This window comes from Streptomyces calvus (genome assembly GCF_006782915.1).
Lineage (GTDB): Bacteria > Actinomycetota > Actinomycetes > Streptomycetales > Streptomycetaceae > Streptomyces > Streptomyces calvus.
Map to the genome: position 1 here is coordinate 160,286 of NZ_VCNP01000058.1, position 18,183 is coordinate 178,468.

The window sequence follows — 18,183 nt, forward strand, 5'->3', positions numbered from 1 at the left end:
ACCGGCGCCGGGCGGGCACTGCCCGCCCGCCCGGTACGGGCCCGACCGAACCCCGCGCTCCTCCGCCGTCGACGCAGCGTGCCCCGACCGTACCCGTGTGTGCTCCCACCAGGGGCGTTCGCCCGGAACGCGCGGTGTGCCCGGCTGTGGACGGCGAGGGCACACCGAACCCCCGAACACCGAACCCCTTCGGTACGGGACCGTACCTACCGAAGGGGCAACCACAGTATTGGGGCGCTCACCCCGGTTTGCGTTGACCCGGGGATACCGGTCTCCGTAATCTCCGCATCATTCTTCCTGTCGGTACGGCCTTTCAGCGGGATCAGGGCGCTGCAGCCCGGTCCTGCCGCAAAGAAGGCCGTGCTCTCGGTTTCCTTTGCCGCACCACGCAGAAGGGCCTGAGTTCCTTGACGCTTTCCCCCCACCACCTCGTCATGGACCGTCAGCACACCGCTGGCGGGACGCCGGTGCCGCTGGACGCCGCCGGCGTCGACGGGTCCCACACCTCCGTCGCCTGTCTGGACCCCTCCCTGACCATCCAGCAGGTCAACCAGGAGTTCGACCGCCGCTTCGGCACCCCACTGGAGGACCTGTGCGGCCGGCCCTTCTGCGATCTGGTCCACCCGAGCGTCCAGCAGCCGCTGAAGCAACAGTTCGCCCGGATGCTGGAGGGCAAGCGGCACCGGTTCGCCACCGAGGTCATCACCGTGGGCGAGGACACCACGCACACGCTGCCGCTGACCGCGGTGGCCGTGCGCGGCGGTCACCTCCCGGACGTCGCGGCGATCCTGGTGATGCTGCCCCCGGCGGACGGCGACAGCGCGGACTCCGGTGTCGTGGTGCCCCGCAAGAAGCTGCTCAGCGAGGTCGACGCCCGCATCCTCGAGGGCATAGCCGCCGGTGTCTCCACCGTGCCGCTCGCCTCCCGTCTCTACCTCAGCCGCCAGGGCGTGGAGTACCACGTCTCCGGTCTGCTCCGTAAGCTCAAGGTGCCGAACCGGGCCGCCCTGGTGTCGCGCGCCTACTCCATGGGCGTCCTCAAGGTCGGCACCTGGCCGCCCAAGGTCGTCGAGGACTTCGTCAAATGAGCCCGGCAGCCGCCGACCGGTGCCCGCCCCGCCGGGACGGCGACCGGTGAACCCCCTCACCCCGGCCGACGGCGCGGCGGGCCCCACGGCCGAACTGAACGGCGAGCCCGCCGCGCCGGAGGCGCTGCGCACCCTGGCCCTGACGAACTACGGCCACTTCACCACCATGACGGTGGAGAACGGCCGGGTCCGCGGACCGGACCTGCACCTGGAACGTCTGGCCCGCGACTGCCGTGCCCTCTTCGACGTCCCGCTCGACACCGCACAGGTGCGCGCCTGGGCGCGCCGGGCGGTCTCGGCGACGGGCCGGTGCACCGTGCGGATCACCGTCTTCGATCCGTCGCTCCACCTCGGCAACATCGCGGACGACGCGGATCCGCGGGTCCTGGTGACGTCCAGGCCCGCGCCCGCCCACGCACCGGCACCGCTGCGGGTGCGGTCCGTCACGCACCTGCGGGACCTGCCGGAGGTGAAGGGCGTCGGCCTGTTCGGCGTGCTGCGGCGGCGGCGCGAGGCCCGCAGGGCGGGATACGACGACGTCCTGTTCACCGACGGCGACGCGACGCTGCTGGAGGGCAGCACCTGGAACGTCGGCGTGATCCGCGCGGGCCGGGTGGTCTGGCCCCACGGGCCGGTCCTGGCCGGCACCGCCCGTGAGGTGCTGCTGCGTGCCGGAGCGGGGACGACGGACCGTGTCCGGTTGCCCGAACTGGCCGACTGCGAGGCGGTGTTCGCCACCAACGCCACCGTCGGAGTCCTCCCGGTCACCCGTGTCGACGACCTGGAGTTCCCCGCGGACCACCCAGGCGTGACCGGCCTCGCCGCGCTCTACGCGTCGCTGCCGACGGAGTGGTTGTAGCCCGCACGCCACCGCGGCGGCGTGCGGATGCGCGTGCGCGTGGTCGGGGTCGAAGCGTGCCCGGCACGGCCGGGTCCGCACCGCGGACGGGCCCGGCGACGGCCGCCTCCCACTCCCGAACTGTTGACAGGTGTACATCAAAGAGGAACGCTGAGAGCGCTCTCAACCTCTTCCCCCCACCGACACGAAGTCGAAAGGAGACAGAGCATGTTCGGCTCATTCAGACGCCGCATCCTGACCGTGGGAACGGCCGTCGCCACGGTGCTCGCGGGCTCGCTGCTCGCGACCGGAACGGCCGCACCCGCGCACGCCGCCGTCCCGGACACCATCCCCCTGCAGATCACCAACAACTCCGGCCGCGGCGAGCCGGTCTACGTCTACAACCTCGGCACCGAGCTGTCGACCGGACGGCAGGGCTGGGCCGACGCGAGCGGCACCTTCCACCCCTGGCCCGCGGGCGGCAACCCGCCCACCCCCGCCCCGGACGCGTCGATCGCCGGCCCCGCGGCAGGACAGTCGACCACCATCCGGATCCCCAAGTTCTCCGGCCGCATCTACTTCTCCTACGGCGAGAAGCTCGTCTTCAAGCTGGCCACGGGCGGCCTGGTGCAGCCCGCCGTGCAGAACCCCTCCGACCCCAACCGGAACATCCTGTTCAACTGGTCCGAGTACACGCTCAACGACTCCGGGCTGTGGCTCAACAGCACCCAGGTCGACATGTTCTCCGCGCCCTACTCGGTGGGCGTGAAGCGCGGCGACGGCAGCACCGCGACCACCGGACGGCTCAAGCCCGGCGGCTACAACGCGGTCTTCAACACCCTGAGGGGACAGTCCGGAGGCTGGGGCAACCTGATCCACACCCGCTCCGACGGCACCGTACTGCGCGCCCTGTCGCCGCTGTACGGAGTGGAGACGGGCGCCCTGCCGGCGTCGGTCATGGACGACTACGTCAACCGCGTCTGGGACAAGTACGCCGGCTCCACCCTGACCGTCACCCCCTTCGGTGACCGGCCCGACGTCAAGTACTACGGCCGGGTCTCGGGCGGCGTCATGAACTTCACCGACGGCTCGGGCGCCGTCGTGACCAGCTTCCAGAAGCCGGACGCCTCCTCCATCTTCGGCTGCCACAAGCTGCTCGACGCCCCCAACGACCAGGTGCGCGGCCCGATCTCCCGCACCCTGTGCGCCGGCTTCCACCGCTCCACCCTGCTGAGCAACCCCAACCAGCCCGACTCCGGCTCCGGCGGCTTCTACCAGGACGCCGTCACCAACCACTACGCCCGCGCCGTCCACGCCCAGATGGCCGACGGCAAGGCCTACGCCTTCGCCTTCGACGACGTCGGCAACCACGAGTCGCTCGTCCACGACGGCAACCCGCAGCAGGCCTCCGTCACGCTCGACCCGTTCGACTGACCCCTGCCGGCCTCCCCCCCCACGGGGACCGCATCGGTGGCGGCGCGCAGTAGCGGCGCCGCCACCGGTGACGACGGCCACCGGACCGTCAGCCGATGAGCTCCTTGCGGATCCGGTCCAGCATGAACGACGAGGACGCGCGGGCCCGTTCCTCCCAGGCGAAGACACAGGCCGTGGCCACCCCGTCGAAGTCCATCTCCCTCAGCGTGCCGAAGAACGCGTCCCAGTCCACCTCGCCCTGACCGATGTCGAGGTGCTGGTGGATGCGGGCGGGCGTGCCCGGCGGGTTGAGGATGTACCGCAGACCCGAGGAACCCTTGTGGTCGAAGGTGTCCGCGATGTGCACGTGCCGCAGCTTGTCCCCGGCGTACCGCAGCATCGCCGCGACGTCCGCCACCGCGTCCGCGCCCGACAGGTGGAAGGTGTGCGGAGCGCAGTACAGGTAGTTCACCCACGGCTTGTTGACCGCACGGACCAGATCGACCGCCGGGGCGTTCTCCTCGCAGAAGTCGTCCGGGTGCGCCTCCAGGTTCAGGGCGATGCCCTCCCGTTCGAAGACCGGCAGCAGGTCCTCCATCGAGCGCCAGAACGCGGCCTCGCTCTCCGCGGCGCGCTCCGGGCGGCCGTTGAACTCCGAGTTCATCAGCGGACAGCCGAGCTCGACGGTGATCTCGATCATCCGCCGCCAGTACCGCACGGCGGTCCGCCGCTCCGTCTCGTCCGGAGACGACCACTTGTACAGCGGCAGCACGGACGACAGCTGTACGCCGTACCGGGCCAGCGCCGTCTTCAGCTCGCGCACCCGGTCGTCGTCGGCACGCGGGTGCAGGAAGAACGGCATGAAGTCGTCACGGGGCGACAACTCGATGTAGTCGTAGCCCAGTTCGGCGACGGTGCGCACCATCTCGTCGATCGGCAGGGCACGGAACATGTACGGGTCGAGGGCGATCTTCACGCTGCACCTCCGTAGAAGGCGGGCCGGGGCCTGATGTCGGTGGCGACCGTGCGGTCCTCCTGGAGGGAGGTGACGGTCGCGCGGGTGATGGCGGTCGCCGCGTATCCGTCCCAGGCGGACGGGCCGGTGGGCTCCGCGCCCGCCGCGACCCGGGCGACCCACTCGCGGAACTCGGTGTCGAAGGCGTCCGCGAAACGGCCCACCCAGTCCGTGGGCACCCGGGTGCTGTGCGCCGCGGCGGTGCGCACGGCCGGCGAGGCCGGGTCGGGCAGCCTGACCAGGCCCTCCTCGCCGACGGTCTCGCACTGGATGTCGTAGCCGTACTGGCAGTTGACGAACACCTCCAGGTCGATGCGGACCCCCTTCGCCGTCTCGAAGAGCATGATCTGCGGATCCCTGAGGTGGGCGAACCGCTTGCGCGTCGACCGGGGCGTGACCACCTGCGCGGAGACGATCTCGTCGTCGAGGAGCCAGCGCAGCACGTCCACCTCGTGCACCGCGGTGTCCAGCGCGGCCATGTCCGAGGTGTAGGACTCGGGGACCGTCGGGTTGCGGTGCGCGCAGTGCACGACCAGGGGCTCGCCGATCGCGCCCGAGTCGATGACCTGCTTCATCTGCCGGTAGCCGGCGTCGTAGCGGCGCATGAACCCGACCTGTACCAGACGGCGGCCGTTGGCCGTCTCCGCCTCGGTGATGCGCAGGCAGTCCTCGACCGTGGTGGCCAGGGGCTTCTCGCAGAACACGGGCTTGCCGGCGGTGATCGCGTTCAGTACGTGCTCGGCGTGCGTCGGCCCCCAGGAGGTGACGAGCACCGCGTCGACGTCGTCGGACGCGATCAGCTCCGCGCCGTCCGCGGCGACCCGCGCGCCGACCGGCGCGGCGGCCTCGGCCGCGCGGGAGCGGTCGATGTCGGTGACCGCGGTGACCCGGGCGCCGGTCACGGTCCCGGTGAGACGGCGGATGTGTTCCCGGCCTATCCAGCCGGCTCCGATGACCCCGATGCGCACAGTCATGGGGCAGTCCTTTCTACGGTCCCGGGCCGAAGAGAACCCGGGCGGGGGAGGGTCAGGAGAAGCGGGCCTTGAGCTCCGTCTCGAGCGTTTCGAGCGTGCGGCCCCTGGTCTCGGGCATGTACCGCTTGACGAAGGCGAGGGAGAGCACGCCGAGCGCCGCGAAGAGGAAGAAGGTGCTGGAGATCCCGATCCGGGCCACGAGCGACGGGAAGACCAGCCCGATCGCGAAGTTGGTGAGCCACAGCACCACCGCGGCGACACCCATGCCGAAGGCGCGCATCCGCATCGGGAAGATCTCCGAGAGGGTCAGCCAGGTCACCGGTGAGATCGCGCCCTGCTGGAAGGCGAGGAAGGTGACCGTCATCGCGAGCACGGCGCAGGCGCGGCCCCACCCCTCGGGCAGCGTGAGGGAGAAGACACCGATCAGCAACAGTGCGCCCGTCGTGCCCAGTTGGCCCGTCATCAGCATCGGCCGGCGGTCCACCCGGCCCAGCAGCCAGATGCCGACGACGGTGGCGGCCACCGAGATCACCCCGTTGGCGATGTTCGCCGTGAGGGCGCTGTCCGCGGTGAAACCCGCGTCGGTGAGGATCTGCGTGCCGTAGTACATGATCGTGTTGACGCCGGTGACCTGCTGCACGATCGCGATGCCGAAACCGACGAGCATCAGCCGGCGCACCCAGGGGACGGACCGCATGTCGCGCCAGCCGCCGAGCTTCTCCCGCTCGTCGCGGACGGAGAGGGCGCTCACCTCGCTCAGCTCCGTCCCGGCCCGCCGCTCCGACCGGATCTCCCGCAGCACCGCGAAGGCCTCGCCGAAGCGGCCCTTGGCGGCCAGCCAGCGCGGACTCTCCGGCATGACCAGCATGCCGAACCAGAGGACCACGGCGGGCAGTGTGGCGACCACCAGCATCCAGCGCCAGACACCGCCGGACTCGCCGCCCACCCGTGCGATCAGCGCGTTGGAGGTGAAGGCGAGCAACTGCCCGGTCACGATCATCAGTTCGTTGCGGGTGACCAGTGCGCCGCGCCGTTCGGCCGGGGACACCTCCGCGAGGTACACCGGCACCGTCACCGACGCGCCGCCGACCGCGAGGCCGAGGACGAACCGCGCCACGACCATGACCGCGGTGGTCGGGGCGAGCGTGCAGCCCAGCGCGCCGACGAAGAACAGCACGGCCAGCCACAGGATGGTGCGCCGCCGTCCCCGCCGGTCGGACAGCCGGCCGCCGGTGACCGCGCCGAGCGCCGCACCCAGCAGCAGCGAACTGGTGACCATGCCCTCGGTGACCGCGGTCAGCCCGAGGTCGTCGGTCATGTACGGCAGCGCGCCGTTGATGACACCGGTGTCGTAGCCGAAGAGGAGGCCGCCGAACGTGGCGACGAGGGTGATGACCCTCAGCCGGCGCCGCACGGCCGGCGGCGGGTCGTCGCTCACGGCGGCGGTGACCGCGGCCGGACCGGCGGGCTGCGCGGGCGGGTCGGCGGGCTGCGCGGGCGTGTCGTCCCTGACGTCCATGGTGGCCTCCTACCGGTTGTCGTTCGGGCGCCGGGTGCCGCTCAGGCCGCAGCGCGCCAGGTGCTCACGGGTGCGCACGGCGATGGGCAGCGGCACCTCGGGCGCGCACGGATACAGGTCCTGCTCGACGATGACGAACAACTCGGCGTCCAGAGCGGCGAGTTCACGGATCACCTCGGCCGGGTCGGGCACCCCGGCCGGCGGGGACACGCACACGCCCCGCTGGACGGCCTGGCCGAACGACAGGCCCTCGGCGGCCACCTGGGCCAGCACCTCCGGGTCCATCTGCTTGATGTGGACGTACCCGACGCGGTCGCCGTAGCGGCGGATCAGGTCGACGGTGTCACCGCCGCCGTAGGCGACGTGCCCGGTGTCCAGGCAGAGGTTGGTGAAGCGGCCGTCCGACTCGTTGAGCAGCCGCTCGATCTCCGGCTGCGTCTGGATGTGGCTGTCGGCGTGCGGATGGATCACCAGACGCACGTCGTACTCGTCCAGGAGCAGCCGGCCGAGCCGGTCGGCGTTGCGGCCGAAGCCCGCCCACTGCTCGGGCGTCAGCTCGGGCGGCTCCGTGCAGGCGCCGGTCTTCTCGTCCCGGTACATCGGCGGGATGAGCACGAGGTGGCGGGCTCCCGCGGCGGCGGTCAGCGCGGCGACCTGCCGGACGTGGGCGAGCATCCCGTCCCAGGCCTCCGGCCGGTGCAGCGCGCCGAACGCGGTGCCGCCGGACACCTTCAGCCCGCGGGCGTCCAGCTCCTCCCGCAGCTGCCGCGGATCGGTGGGCAGATAGCCGTAGGGGCCCAGTTCGAGCCACTCGTAGCCCGCCCGGGCCAGCTCGTCGAGGAAGCGGGTGTGCGGGACCTGGTGTTCGTCCTCGGGGAACCACACGCCCCAGGAGTCGGGGGCCGAGCCGAGACAGAGGTTGCCCGCGACGGTGCGGAGCGGGGACGGCGTCGTTGCCATGGCCATTCCTTGGGGGAGAGGGGAAGGGGTGTCCTGCGGAGGGGGTGCCGCTGTGGCGCGGCACCCGGGGGTGTGCGGAGGGCCGGGTCAGGCGGAGGTGGGGAAGGCGAACCCGGCGGCGTCCTGCCGCGCCGGGCGCGGCCAGCGGGTGGTGACGACCTTCGGCCGGGTGTAGAAGCGCACGCCCTCGGGGCCGTGCACGGGGGAGTCGCCGATCAGCGAGTCCTTCCAGCCGCCGAAGGAGTAGTACGACATCGGCACGGGCACCGGCACGTTGACGCCGATCATGCCGACCTGCACCCTGCGCTGGAAGCGCCGCGCCGCCTCGCCCGAGCCGGTGAACAGCGCGGTGCCGTTGCCGTACGGGTTGGCGTTGATCAGGTCGATCGCCTCGTCGAGGGTGTCGACGCGGACCACCGCGAGGACCGGGCCGAACAGCTCCTGCCGGTAGGCGTCCATCTCCGGGGTGACGTGGTCGAGCAGCGACGGGCCGGTGAAGAAGCCGTCGGCGCACTCCGGGTGGCCGTCCGGCTTCAGCCCGCGGCCGTCCACGACGACGGTGGCGCCCTGCCCGGCCGCGGTGCCGACGGCCCGCTCGACGCGATCGCGGGCGTCCTCGGTGATCAGCGGGCCCATCTCCACGCCGGGGACGTGGCCCGGCCCGACCTTCACCTCGCGGGCCCGGCGCGCCAGCGCCTCGACCAGCCCGTTGGCGGCGGACCCGACCGCGACCGCCACGGACACGGCCATGCAGCGCTCACCGGCCGAACCGTAGGCGCCCGCCGTGATGTGACCGGCGGCGAACTCCGGGTCGGCGTCCGGCAGGACCACCGCGTGGTTCTTGGCGCCGCCGAGCGCCTGCACCCGCTTGCCGGCCGACGTCGCCGCCCCGTGCACGTACTGGGCGACGGGCGTGGACCCGACGAACGACACCGCCTCGATGCCCGGGTGGGCGAGGATCGCGTCGACCGCCTCCTTGCCGCCGTGCACCACGTTGAACACGCCGTCCGGCAGTCCCGCCCGCCGGTACAGCCCGGCCACGAAGCCGGCCGCCGACGGGTCGCGCTCGCTGGGCTTGAGGACGAAGGTGTTGCCGGTCGCGATGGCGATCGGGTGCATCCACAGCGGCACCATCGCCGGGAAGTTGAACGGGGTGATGCCCGCGACGACACCGAGCGGCCGACGGAAGTCGTGCACGTCCACACCGCGCGACACCTGGTCGGAATGGCTGCCCTTGAGGACGTCGCCCAGCCCGCAGGCGAACTCCACGACCTCGCGGCCCCGCACGATCTCGCCGCGCGCGTCGTCCACCGTCTTTCCGTGCTCGGCCGAGATGATCCGGGCCAGCTCCTCCTCGTGCTCCACGAGGAGCTGGCGGAAGGCGAACATCACCTGGGTGCGCTGCGTCAGCGACGACTCGGACCAGGTCTCGAAGGCGGCGGCGGCCCGGGTGACGGCGGCGTCCACGTCGGCGGCCGTGCCGAGGACCACCCGGGCCCGGATCCGGCCGGTGGCCGGGTCGAACACCGGAGCGGTGGCCGATGCGGAGCCGGCGGGCGAGCCGCCGATCCAGTGCTTGATGATCTCCACGTGCGGTTTCCTTTGCAGAGCCGGGGGTTACAGGTAGTGCCGCTGCGCGCGCTTGCGGGCGGCGTACGTCCGGTACGCCGCGCGGGTGGAGTCGAGGGCGGAGACCTCGCTGACGGGAACGTCCCACCAGCCGTGCGCGGGCGGATTGGGGCCGTACAGGTCGGTCTCGACGTGCACCACGGTGGTGCGGTCGGCGGCCCTGGCCTTCACGACCGCCTCGCGGAACGTGGCCACGCTGTCCGCGTGCAGCACGTCGGCGCCCAGCGAGGCCGCGTTGGCGGCCAGGTCGACGGGCAGTACACCGCCGTCCAGCAGCCCCGACCTCTCGTCACGGAAGCGGTAGCGGGTGCCGAAGCGCTGGGAGCCGAGCGCCTCCGAGAGCGAACCGATCGACGCGAAGCCGTGGTTCTGCACCAGCACGACGATGACCTTCAGGCCCTCGGAGACCATGGTGACGATCTCCTGCGCCATCATCAGGTAGGAGCCGTCGCCGACCAGGACGACGACCTCCCGTGACGGGTCGGCCATCTTCGCGCCGACACCGGCGGCCACCTCGTAGCCCATGCAGGAGTAGGCGTACTCGACGTGGTAGGCCTTGGGATCCCGGGCCCGCCACAGCTGCTGGAGGTCGCCCGGCATGGAGCCGGCGGCGTTGATGACGACGTCGCGGTCGTCGAGGACGTCGTTGAGGACGCCGAGGATCTCCGTCTGCGCGGGCAGCGGTCCGTGCCCGACGGCGAAGCAGCGGTCCTCGATCTCGCGCGTACGGTCGATCAGTTCACGGGTCCGCCGGCGGTACGCCTCCTCCACCTGCCGGCCGGCGAGCGCGTCCGCGAGGGCGTCGATGCCCAGCAGGGCGTCCGCGACGAGCGGCTCCGCCGCGTGCTTGACGGCGTCCAGCCGGGCCACGTTGAGGTTGACGAAGGCGACGCCCGGGTCGCCGAAGACGGTGTGGCTGGCGGTGGTGAAGTCGCTGTAGCGGGTCCCGATGCCGAGGACGACGTCCGCCTCCCGGGCCAGCTCGTTGGCGGCGAGCGAGCCGGTCGAACCGATGCCCCCGACCGCGCACGGATGGTCCCAGGGCACCGCGCCCTTCCCGGCGTGCGTGTCGGCGACCGGGATGCCGGTGGCCGCCGCGAACGCGCGCAGCCGCTCCTGCGCACCCGAGTAGACGGTGCCGCCGCCGGCCACGACGAGCGGCCTGCGCGCACCGCGCAGCAGCCGCGCCGCCCGCTCCACCGCCCGCGGTTCCGGCACCGGACGGCCCACGTGCCACACCCGGCGGCGGAAGAACTCCACCGGCCAGTCGTACGCCTCCGCCTGCACGTCCTGCGGCAGCGCCAGGGTGACGGCGCCGGTCTCCACGGGATCGGTGAGCACCCGCATCGCCGCGAGCGCCGCCGGGACCAGCTGCTCGGGACGGGAGACGCGGTCGAAGTACCGGGACACGGACCGGAAGGCGTCGTTGACGGTCACGTCCCCGCCCCGGCCGTCCTCGAGCTGCTGCAGCACCGGGTCGGCGGCGCGGGTGGCGAACATGTCGCTCGGCAGCAGCAGCACCGGCAGCCGGTTGGTCGTCGCCAGCGCCGCACCGGTGATCATGTTCGTCGAGCCGGGGCCGGTGGAGGCGGTGCAGGCGAAGGCCGACAGCCGGTCGCGCATCTTCGCGTACGCCACCGCCGCGTGCACCATGCCCTGCTCGTTGCGGGCGAGGTGGTACGGCAGGTCGGCCTCCCCGGTGAGGGCCGCCTGGAGCAGCGCCTGGCCGAGACCGGCCACGTTGCCGTGCCCGAAGATGCCCCAGACACCGGGGACCAGCCGCTGCTCCCGGCCGTCGCGCTCGCTGTACTGGTTCGCCAGGAACCGCACCAGGGCCTGGGCGGTGGTCAGCCGTACGGTGTTCACAGCAGGCTCACCGCCCGGTCCACGGCACCGGCGACGTCGCCGTCCGCGGGGTAGAGCAGGGAACGGCCGACGACCAGGCCCTGCGCGGTGGGCAGGCGCAGCGCCCTGCCCCAGGAGGCGAACGCCGCCTCGGGGTCGGTGACCTCGCCGCCGAGCAGCAGCGCGGGCAGCGTGGAGGCGGACAGCACGCGTTCCATGCCGTCGACGACCGGCAGCTTCAGCCAGGTGCAGGCGCTGCTGCGGCCGAGGCCCGAGGCGATGGTGACCGACCTGATCACGGCGTCGGTGGACAGGTCGTTGCGGAGCCGCCCGTCCCGCCAGACGGACAGGAACGGCTCGACCAGGGCGATCAGCCGGTGGTCGGCGAGCCGGTCGACGGCACGCGCGGTGTTCTCCAGCGCCGACGGGGTCGCCGGGTCGTCCAGCGCGATACGGGTGAGCATCTTGCCGCCGTCGAAGCCCATCGCGGCGATCGTCTCGGCGTCGTAGCCGGTGAAGCGGTCGTCGATCTCGAAGACCGAGCCGGCCAGGCCCGCCCGGTTCATCGAGCCGAAGACGCTCTTGCCGTCGAGGACGCCGAGCAGGAGCAGGTCCTCCAGGATGTCGGCGGTGGCGAGCACACCGGTGACGCCCGGCCGCCGCAGGGCGGTGCACATCCGGTCCAGCAGTTCGAACCGGTCGGCCATGGCCGTCGGGTCGTCGCCGACGGCGTTGGCGCCGCGCGCCGGATGGTCCGCGGCGATGATCATCGCCTTGCCGTGGTCGCCCAGCGGTGACGTGGCGCGGACCCGCCGCCGGGCCGCCTCCGCGACGGCGCCCGGGCCGCCGACCCTGGCCGTCACGATCCGCTTCACTTCGTCAGGCAGCACGCTGCACCTCGCCGAGCCGGGCGTGGACCTCGTCCCCGGTGGGCATGGCGTCGGAGCAGGCCAGCCGGCCCGCGACGATCGCGCCGGCCGCGTTGGCGAACGCCACCGTGCGGCGCGTGTCCCAGCCGGAGAGCAGCCCGTGGCACAGGGCGCCGCCGAACGCGTCCCCGGCGCCGAGCCCGTTGACCACGTCCACCGGTACCGGCGGCAGCTCCACCGCGGTGCCGTCGGCGTCCACGGCCAGCACGCCCTCCGGCCCCCGCTTGACCACCGCCAGCTCCACCCCGGCGGCCAGCAGCGCCCGCGCCGCGGCGTAGGGCTCGTGCTCGCCGGTGGCGACGGCGCACTCCTCCAGGTTGCCGACGGCGACGGTGGCGTGCCGCAGTGCCTCGGCGTAGGCGGCGCGGGCGGCGTCGCGGTCCGGCCAGAACACCGTGCGCCAGTCGAGGTCGAAGACGGTCGGGCCCGCTCCGGCCCGGTGCTCCAGGGCGGCCAGGGTGGCCGAGCGGCTCGGCTCCTCGCTCAGCCCGGTGCCGGTCATCCAGAACAGCGCGGCGTCGCGGACCGCCGTCAGGTCCAGCTCGTCGGCACGGATGTCCAGGTCGGGGGCCTTGGGCAGCCGGTAGAAGTAGAGCGGGAAGTCGTCCGGCGGGAAGATCTCGCAGAAGGTGACCGGGGTCGGTGCCACGTCCGACAGCCCGACGAGGCGGCTGTCGACGCCGTACCCGTCGAGGGCCTCGCGGACGAAGGTCCCGAAGGGGTCCCGGCCCGTCTTGGTGATCACGGCGGCGCTGTGCCCGAGGCGCGCGGCGGCGACGGCGACGTTGGTGGGGCTGCCGCCGAGGTATTTGCCGAAGGAGGTGACGGCCGCCAGGCCGACGCCTGTCTGGAGCGGGTACACGTCCACCCCCACTCGGCCCATGGTCAGCACGTCGAACGGCATCAGGCGATTTCCCTTCGCTCCGGGGGACTCCGGCTACTGGCGCGCTCTACTAGCGCGCTCTAGTGCCAGTACGATGGCGGCGGTCCGTATGTCATGTCAATAGGTTGTTACCGAGGGATTTCGTGAACGGCCGTCGGGCGTTCAGCCGCCGCCGGAGCCTCAGCCGAGCGTGATCCGCGCGACGACCGGCAGGTGGTCGCTGCCGGTGGCCGGCAGGGTGGCGATGTGGCCGACGGTCGCCGAGCGGGCCATGACCTGGTCGATCCGGACCAGCGGAAGGGCGGCGGGGAAGCTCGGCGCGAAGCCCCGCTCGGCCTCCTCCAGCCGCGAGGTCAACGGGTCCAGACCGCGGTCGTCGACGCTGCCGTTGAGGTCACCGAGCAACAGCACCGTCTCCTGCTCCTCGGCCTCGACGGCCCGGCCCAGCGCGGCCGCGCTCTCGTCCCGCAGGGCCGACGCGAACCCGCTCGCCCGCAGCCGCACCGACGGCAGATGGGCGACGTGGACCGCCACGTCACCGTGCGGCGTGTGCGCCACGGCCCGCAGCCCCCGGCTCCAGGGCCCCGTGATCCCCCGGGGCCTGATGTCCAGCACCCGGACGTCGGACAGCGGGTACCTCGACCAGAGCCCCACGGTCCCGCGGACCGCGTGGTGCGGCAGGGCCGGGCCCAGGGTCCGCCGGTAGGCGGGCAGCGCCCGCGGCACCAGCTCCTGCAGTGCGACGAGGTCGGGCCCGGCGCCGACGAGAACCCGCGCCGTGCCGACGGGATCGGCGTTGGTGTCGCCGACGTTGTGCTGCACCACGAGCAGGTCGCGCTCACCGGACGCGGGCAGCAGCAGCCCGCCGAAGCGGTCGGTCCACGCCGCCACCGGAAGCAGCAGCGCCACCAGCGCGACGGGGGAGCGGCGCACCAGCGCCAGGACCAGGAGCACCACGAGCGCCGGCCCGAGCCACGGCAGGAACGACTCCAGCAGACTGCCCGCGCGCACCAGGGAGTTGGGCACCACACGCGGGAACGCCAGCAGCACGGCAGTCAGCACCGCGCACACCGCGATCGGCCGCCCCCGGCCCGCGTACCGGACACGACGCGTCCCCTCCTGCCCCATGCTCCCGAGGACGGGCCCGCGGCCGTTCCGGTTGCCGTCCGCGCCCGTCCGTGACGGGTGACACCCGCCCGGCTCAGTCCGGTGGCGTCGGCCGCAGCGCCAGAACGGCGATGTCGTCCTCGCTGTCCGCGCCGTGACCGATCAGCAGCTCGTCGCAGAACACGTCGAGGGGCTCGCGGGCCAGCGCGGCGGCGTGCCGGCGCAGCCGCTCCAGGGAGTCGTCCAGGTGCTCGGCCCGGCGCTCGATCAGGCCGTCGGTGTACAGCAGCACCGTCGCGTTCGGCGGGAGTTCGTACCGGGCCCGGGGACGGGGCAGGCCGGGGCTCACCCCGAGCAGCAGTCCCGAGGCGTCGTCCAGGTAGTGGGTGCGGCCGTCCGCGCCGATCAGCAGCGGCGGCGGGTGCCCGGCGGAGGAGAGCAGCAGCTCCCAGGGGCCCTGCTCCGGGCCTTTGACCAGCGCGTAGATGCAGGTGGCGGTGGACTCTGGGTACAGCGTGTGGCTGGCCATGTCCAGGCGGCGCAACACGATCTCGGGCGGCTCCTGACGGTCCACGGCGATGCCCCGCAGCATGCTGCGCAGCTGGCTCATCGCGATGGCCGCGTCCAGGTTGTGCCCGGCGACGTCCCCGATGACCAGCGCCGTGTCCCCGTTGGGCAGCACGAAGCTGTCGTACCAGTCACCGCCGACCTGGGCGGTCGTCGACGACGCGGCGTACCGGGCGGCCAGCCGCAGCGGCCCGACCGCGGGCAGCACCGACAGCAGCGAATGCTGGAGCCGCTCGGCGATGTCACGCGTCTCCTGGTACAGGCGCGCGTTGTCCACGCCCAGCGCCAGACCGCCCACCAGGTCGTTGACGAGCGCCAGGTCCTCCTCCGTGAACGGCCGGTCCCGGCCGCGCCGGGCGACGGTGAGGGCACCGATGACCTGCCTGCGGGCCCGCAGCGGCGCGACGACCGCGCTGTCCGCGCCCATGGAGCGGAACAGCCCCAGGTAGTGGGCGTCCAGCGGGCTCGCCACCTCGGCGGGCGGCGGAGGCCCGGTCAGCAGCAGCGGGCCCGCCCCGCGCAGCGCCCGCGCCAGCGGCCCACGCGCGGTGTCGGACACCGCGGGCAGCCGGCCCTCGTACTCCCCGGAGCGCGGATCGCGCCCGAGGCGGTGGACCACCGAGACCCGTTCCACCTGCCCGTCGTCGACGATCAGGTCCACCGCGCACCAGTCGGCCAGGCGCTCGGTGAGGATCCGGCCCACCCCCCGCAGCCCCTCCTCCAGGTTCGGCGCGTTGCTCAGCGCGGTCGCCGTGTCGGCCAGCAGTGTCAGCCGCTCCAGCGCCGACCGGTCGGCCCGTCCCGGCACCCCGCCGCCGGCCGGGGCGGGCGTGCGCTCCGGCTCCCGGCGCACCGCGGATCTGGCCCGCCCGCCCGGCCGGGCGGAGGGGCCGGGAGCGGACGCCCGCGGAACGAGCTGGGCGACGAAGACGGTACGGCCGTCGGCCGTCTCCTGCGGCTGGATGATCAGACGCACCGGAACCAGCCGCCCGTCGTGGTGCAGCGCGGGCAGCGGCACCGAGCGGCCCAGGATCCGGGGCCGGCCGCTCAGCAGCAGCGACGTGAACGCCGCGATGTGCCGCCGGCGCAGGTGCTCGGGGATCAGCGTGGTGAGCGGCAGGCCGACGAGCTCCTCCACCTGCCAGCCGAGCAGGTCCGCGGCCGGCCCGTTGACTGCGATGATCCGGTTCCGTTCGTCGGCGGCGATCGTCGGCACCCGGCCCGCCCGCACCTGCTCCGGCTCCCACGGCACCTGCTCCGAGGAACTGGCGCCGGGCTCCCCGGGCACCACCGTCCACGCCGTGGGCTCCGCCCCCGCGAGCTGGCCGACGATCTCGTCGAGCAGCCACTGCTGGAAGAGCAGCTGACGGGGCAGCGCCGGGAGGGTCAGCAGCCGCTCCTCGCGAGCGCCGTCCTCGGCCAGCTCGAGCACCGCGCGCAGCGTCCGCACCGACGGCCCGGCGTCCGGCGGCAGCGACAGCGGCAGCGAACGGACGGCCTCACCGGCCGGCCGCCGCAACGCGTCCGTCACCGCCGCGGTGATCAGGTTGCTGGTGTCGTGGGCGACGGCGAGGTCCTGCGGCGGCACCACGATGCCGTGGCCCTCGGCGGCGGCCAGGCCGACCTCGCGCAGCAGGGCGTGCCGGTGCTGCTGCGCCGCCGTGCACAGCGCCGTCGGCACGTCCAGCAACGTCACGGTCGGGCCGGTGCCGGCCGGCGCCCCGGCGGGCTCCCAGTCGTCCGGGTGCCGGGGCGGCCCTCCGGGGCGCAGCTCGAACCAGACCGACTTGCCGTCGCCGTCCGTCTCCACGCCGCGCCGCGAGGCCAGCCGCGCGACCAGCGGCAGACCCTGCCCGGTCCCGGAGTACGGAGGGCTGCCGTACGGCACGAGCGCCCGGTCCGGCCGGCCGTCGCTGACCCGCACCCGGACGGTGCCCGCCTCGGCGCGGGCCGTCACCTCGACCTCCGTGCGGGCATGCAGCACCGCGTTGGTCACCAGCTCGCTGACCAACAGCTGTGCGGTGTCCACCAGGTCCGGCGCGACATCGCCCAGGGCGTCCCGCACGAATCGCCGGGCCTCGGCCGCACTCTTCGGTGCCGCAGGGAACCGGTACGACGGTGTTCCACGGGCGATGACGTCGCGCATGCCCTCAGTCTGCCCCCACCCGGCCCGGCCGTCCTCGGCCGACACGGTGCGGCGGCGCCGGACGCACGCCCCCCGCGCGGGCATCCCGGGCGATCACCGGACCCGCGGGCCCCATAAAGTGCCCCCATGTCTGCGACGTTGAACGCGGGGAGAACCCGCGCCGCGCTGCGCACCTCGGCGCGCATCTCCGGCGAGCTGCTGCTGGTCCTGGTGGCGGCCGCGGTGGTCCTGTGGCTGCTGGGCCGCATGTGGTCGGTGGTCTGGCCCCTGATAGTCGGTCTCCTGCTCACCACGCTGACCTGGCCCCCGGCCCGTTTCCTGCGGCGGCGCGGTCTGCCTCCCGCGCTGGTCGCGTCCCTGGTGACCGTGCTGTTCCTGGTGGTGGCCGCGGGCACGGTGGCGCTGATCGCGGTGCCCGTGGCCTCGCAGTCCGGTGAGCTGACCGACGGCGTGGTCGAGGGCATCCAGCGGCTGCGGGAGTGGGCCGCCGGGCCGCCGCTGAACATCGGCGAGGAACGCATCGCCGGCGCCTTCGACACCGCGACGGCCCGCGTCCAGGACAGCGCCGGAACCATCGTCAGCACGGTCGTCACGGGCGTGAGCACCGTCTTCAACGGTGTGCTGACGGCCGTGCTGGGGCTCTTCCTGATGTTCTTCTTCCTCAAGGACGGCCCGCGCTTCCTGCCCTGGCTCCGCAGGCAGCTCCCCGGCCGGCTCGCCACCGACGTCCCGGTCGTGGCCGCGCGCTGCTGGAACACCCTGGGCGCGTTCGTGCGGTCGCAGGCGCTCGTCGGTCTGATCGACGCCGTGCTGATCGGCCTGGGCCTGTGGTTCCTCGGCGTTCCGCTGGTGCTGCCGCTGGCGGTCCTCACGTTCGTGGCCGCGTTCGTGCCCATCATCGGCGCCCTGTTCGCCGGCCTGGTCGCGGTGCTGATCGCGCTGGTGTCCAACGGGGTGACGGACGCGCTGATCGTGCTGGCCCTCATCGTCGCGGTGCAGCAGATCGAGGGCAACGTCCTCCAGCCCATGATCCAGAGCCGCGGGCTCGGCCTGCACGCGGCGGTCGTCCTGCTCGCCGTCACCCTGGGCGGCAGCCTCGCCGGCATCGTCGGCAGCCTGCTCGCCGTACCGGTGGCCGCGCTGGTCGCGGTCGTCTGGAACTATCTGCGCGAGCAGCTCACCGACCCGCCGCGGGAACCGGCGGCCGACGGGTCGGCCGGATGACCGGCGGCACGGCACACCGCACCTCGGGACCGCGACCGACAGGAGC

The 18,183-nt window shown here is 73.2% G+C and carries 14 protein-coding genes; 4 read left to right on the forward strand and 10 right to left on the reverse strand.

Going from position 1 to position 18,183, the window contains the following annotated elements:
* Positions 1-407: 407 nt before the first annotated feature.
* The 3 genes from FGW31_RS33625 (at position 408) to FGW31_RS33635 (ending at position 3,360) form a co-directional block, all read left to right on the forward strand.
* Complete coding sequence (locus FGW31_RS33625) at positions 408-1,088, forward strand: PAS domain-containing protein (protein WP_370011066.1); 681 nt, start codon at positions 408-410, stop codon at positions 1,086-1,088.
* Between the two features lie 46 nt (positions 1,089-1,134).
* Positions 1,135-1,947, forward strand: coding sequence for an aminotransferase class IV (locus FGW31_RS33630; RefSeq protein ID WP_142197394.1), 813 nt, complete (start codon positions 1,135-1,137; stop codon positions 1,945-1,947).
* 207 nt (positions 1,948-2,154) lie between these two features.
* Entirely contained in the window at positions 2,155-3,360 is a 1,206-nt protein-coding gene (locus FGW31_RS33635) for a glycoside hydrolase family 64 protein (RefSeq protein WP_142197395.1), read from the forward strand.
* Between the two features lie 88 nt (positions 3,361-3,448).
* On the opposite strand, the gene FGW31_RS33640 is transcribed toward FGW31_RS33635, so the two are convergent.
* From FGW31_RS33640 to FGW31_RS33685, 10 genes are all read right to left on the reverse strand, one after another.
* Entirely contained in the window at positions 3,449-4,315 is an 867-nt protein-coding gene (locus FGW31_RS33640) for a sugar phosphate isomerase/epimerase family protein (protein ID WP_142197396.1), read from the reverse strand.
* A complete protein-coding gene (locus FGW31_RS33645; protein WP_142197397.1) occupies positions 4,312-5,328 on the reverse strand; it encodes a Gfo/Idh/MocA family protein in 1,017 nt (338 codons plus the stop codon). The genes FGW31_RS33640 and FGW31_RS33645 overlap by 4 nt, the downstream gene beginning before the upstream one ends.
* 52 nt (positions 5,329-5,380) lie before the next feature.
* Positions 5,381-6,847, reverse strand: coding sequence for a sugar porter family MFS transporter (locus tag FGW31_RS33650; RefSeq protein WP_142197398.1), 1,467 nt, complete (start codon positions 6,845-6,847; stop codon positions 5,381-5,383).
* Positions 6,848-6,856: 9 nt separating this feature from the next.
* Entirely contained in the window at positions 6,857-7,807 is a 951-nt protein-coding gene (locus tag FGW31_RS33655; RefSeq protein ID WP_142197399.1) for a TIM barrel protein, read from the reverse strand.
* Between the two features lie 87 nt (positions 7,808-7,894).
* Positions 7,895-9,397: a CoA-acylating methylmalonate-semialdehyde dehydrogenase gene (locus tag FGW31_RS33660; protein ID WP_142197400.1), complete on the reverse strand. Its 1,503-nt coding sequence runs from the start codon at positions 9,395-9,397 to the stop codon at positions 7,895-7,897.
* 27 nt (positions 9,398-9,424) lie between these two features.
* A complete protein-coding gene (iolD, locus tag FGW31_RS33665; protein WP_142197401.1) occupies positions 9,425-11,302 on the reverse strand; it encodes a 3D-(3,5/4)-trihydroxycyclohexane-1,2-dione acylhydrolase (decyclizing) in 1,878 nt (625 codons plus the stop codon).
* Entirely contained in the window at positions 11,299-12,168 is an 870-nt protein-coding gene (locus FGW31_RS33670; protein WP_182675162.1) for a Cgl0159 family (beta/alpha)8-fold protein, read from the reverse strand. Before FGW31_RS33670 ends, iolD begins: the two co-directional genes overlap by 4 nt.
* Positions 12,161-13,114 (reverse strand): 5-dehydro-2-deoxygluconokinase, encoded by a 954-nt coding sequence (gene iolC, locus FGW31_RS33675; protein ID WP_142197403.1) that lies wholly within the window; start codon positions 13,112-13,114, stop codon positions 12,161-12,163. The genes FGW31_RS33670 and iolC overlap by 8 nt, the downstream gene beginning before the upstream one ends.
* 159 nt (positions 13,115-13,273) lie before the next feature.
* The gene (locus FGW31_RS33680; RefSeq protein ID WP_142197404.1) at positions 13,274-14,221 is read right to left on the reverse strand and encodes an endonuclease/exonuclease/phosphatase family protein; all 948 of its coding nucleotides are present in this window, start codon (positions 14,219-14,221) and stop codon (positions 13,274-13,276) included.
* 73 nt (positions 14,222-14,294) lie between these two features.
* Positions 14,295-16,913, reverse strand: a complete 2,619-nt coding sequence (locus FGW31_RS33685; RefSeq protein ID WP_142197405.1) for a SpoIIE family protein phosphatase — start codon at positions 16,911-16,913, stop codon at positions 14,295-14,297.
* 126 nt (positions 16,914-17,039) lie between these two features.
* Here FGW31_RS33685 and FGW31_RS33690 point away from each other — a divergent pair, with 126 nt between their 5' ends.
* A complete protein-coding gene (locus FGW31_RS33690; RefSeq protein WP_142197406.1) occupies positions 17,040-18,137 on the forward strand; it encodes an AI-2E family transporter in 1,098 nt (365 codons plus the stop codon).
* Positions 18,138-18,183: the final 46 nt, after the last annotated feature.

Bases quoted from the DNA above. Each gene is read 5' to 3' on its own strand.
- FGW31_RS33655 (WP_142197399.1), bottom strand. From the start codon at position 7,807: ATGGCAACGACGCCGTCCCCGCTCCGCACCGTCGCGGGCAACCTCTGT.
- FGW31_RS33690 (WP_142197406.1), top strand. From the start codon at position 17,040: ATGTCTGCGACGTTGAACGCGGGGAGAACCCGCGCCGCGCTGCGCACC.
- iolC (WP_142197403.1), bottom strand. From the start codon at position 13,114: ATGCCGTTCGACGTGCTGACCATGGGCCGAGTGGGGGTGGACGTGTAC.
- FGW31_RS33650 (WP_142197398.1), bottom strand. From the start codon at position 6,847: ATGGACGTCAGGGACGACACGCCCGCGCAGCCCGCCGACCCGCCCGCG.
- FGW31_RS33685 (WP_142197405.1), bottom strand. From the start codon at position 16,913: ATGCGCGACGTCATCGCCCGTGGAACACCGTCGTACCGGTTCCCTGCG.
- FGW31_RS33635 (WP_142197395.1), top strand. From the start codon at position 2,155: ATGTTCGGCTCATTCAGACGCCGCATCCTGACCGTGGGAACGGCCGTC.
- FGW31_RS33680 (WP_142197404.1), bottom strand. From the start codon at position 14,221: ATGGGGCAGGAGGGGACGCGTCGTGTCCGGTACGCGGGCCGGGGGCGG.
- FGW31_RS33645 (WP_142197397.1), bottom strand. From the start codon at position 5,328: ATGACTGTGCGCATCGGGGTCATCGGAGCCGGCTGGATAGGCCGGGAA.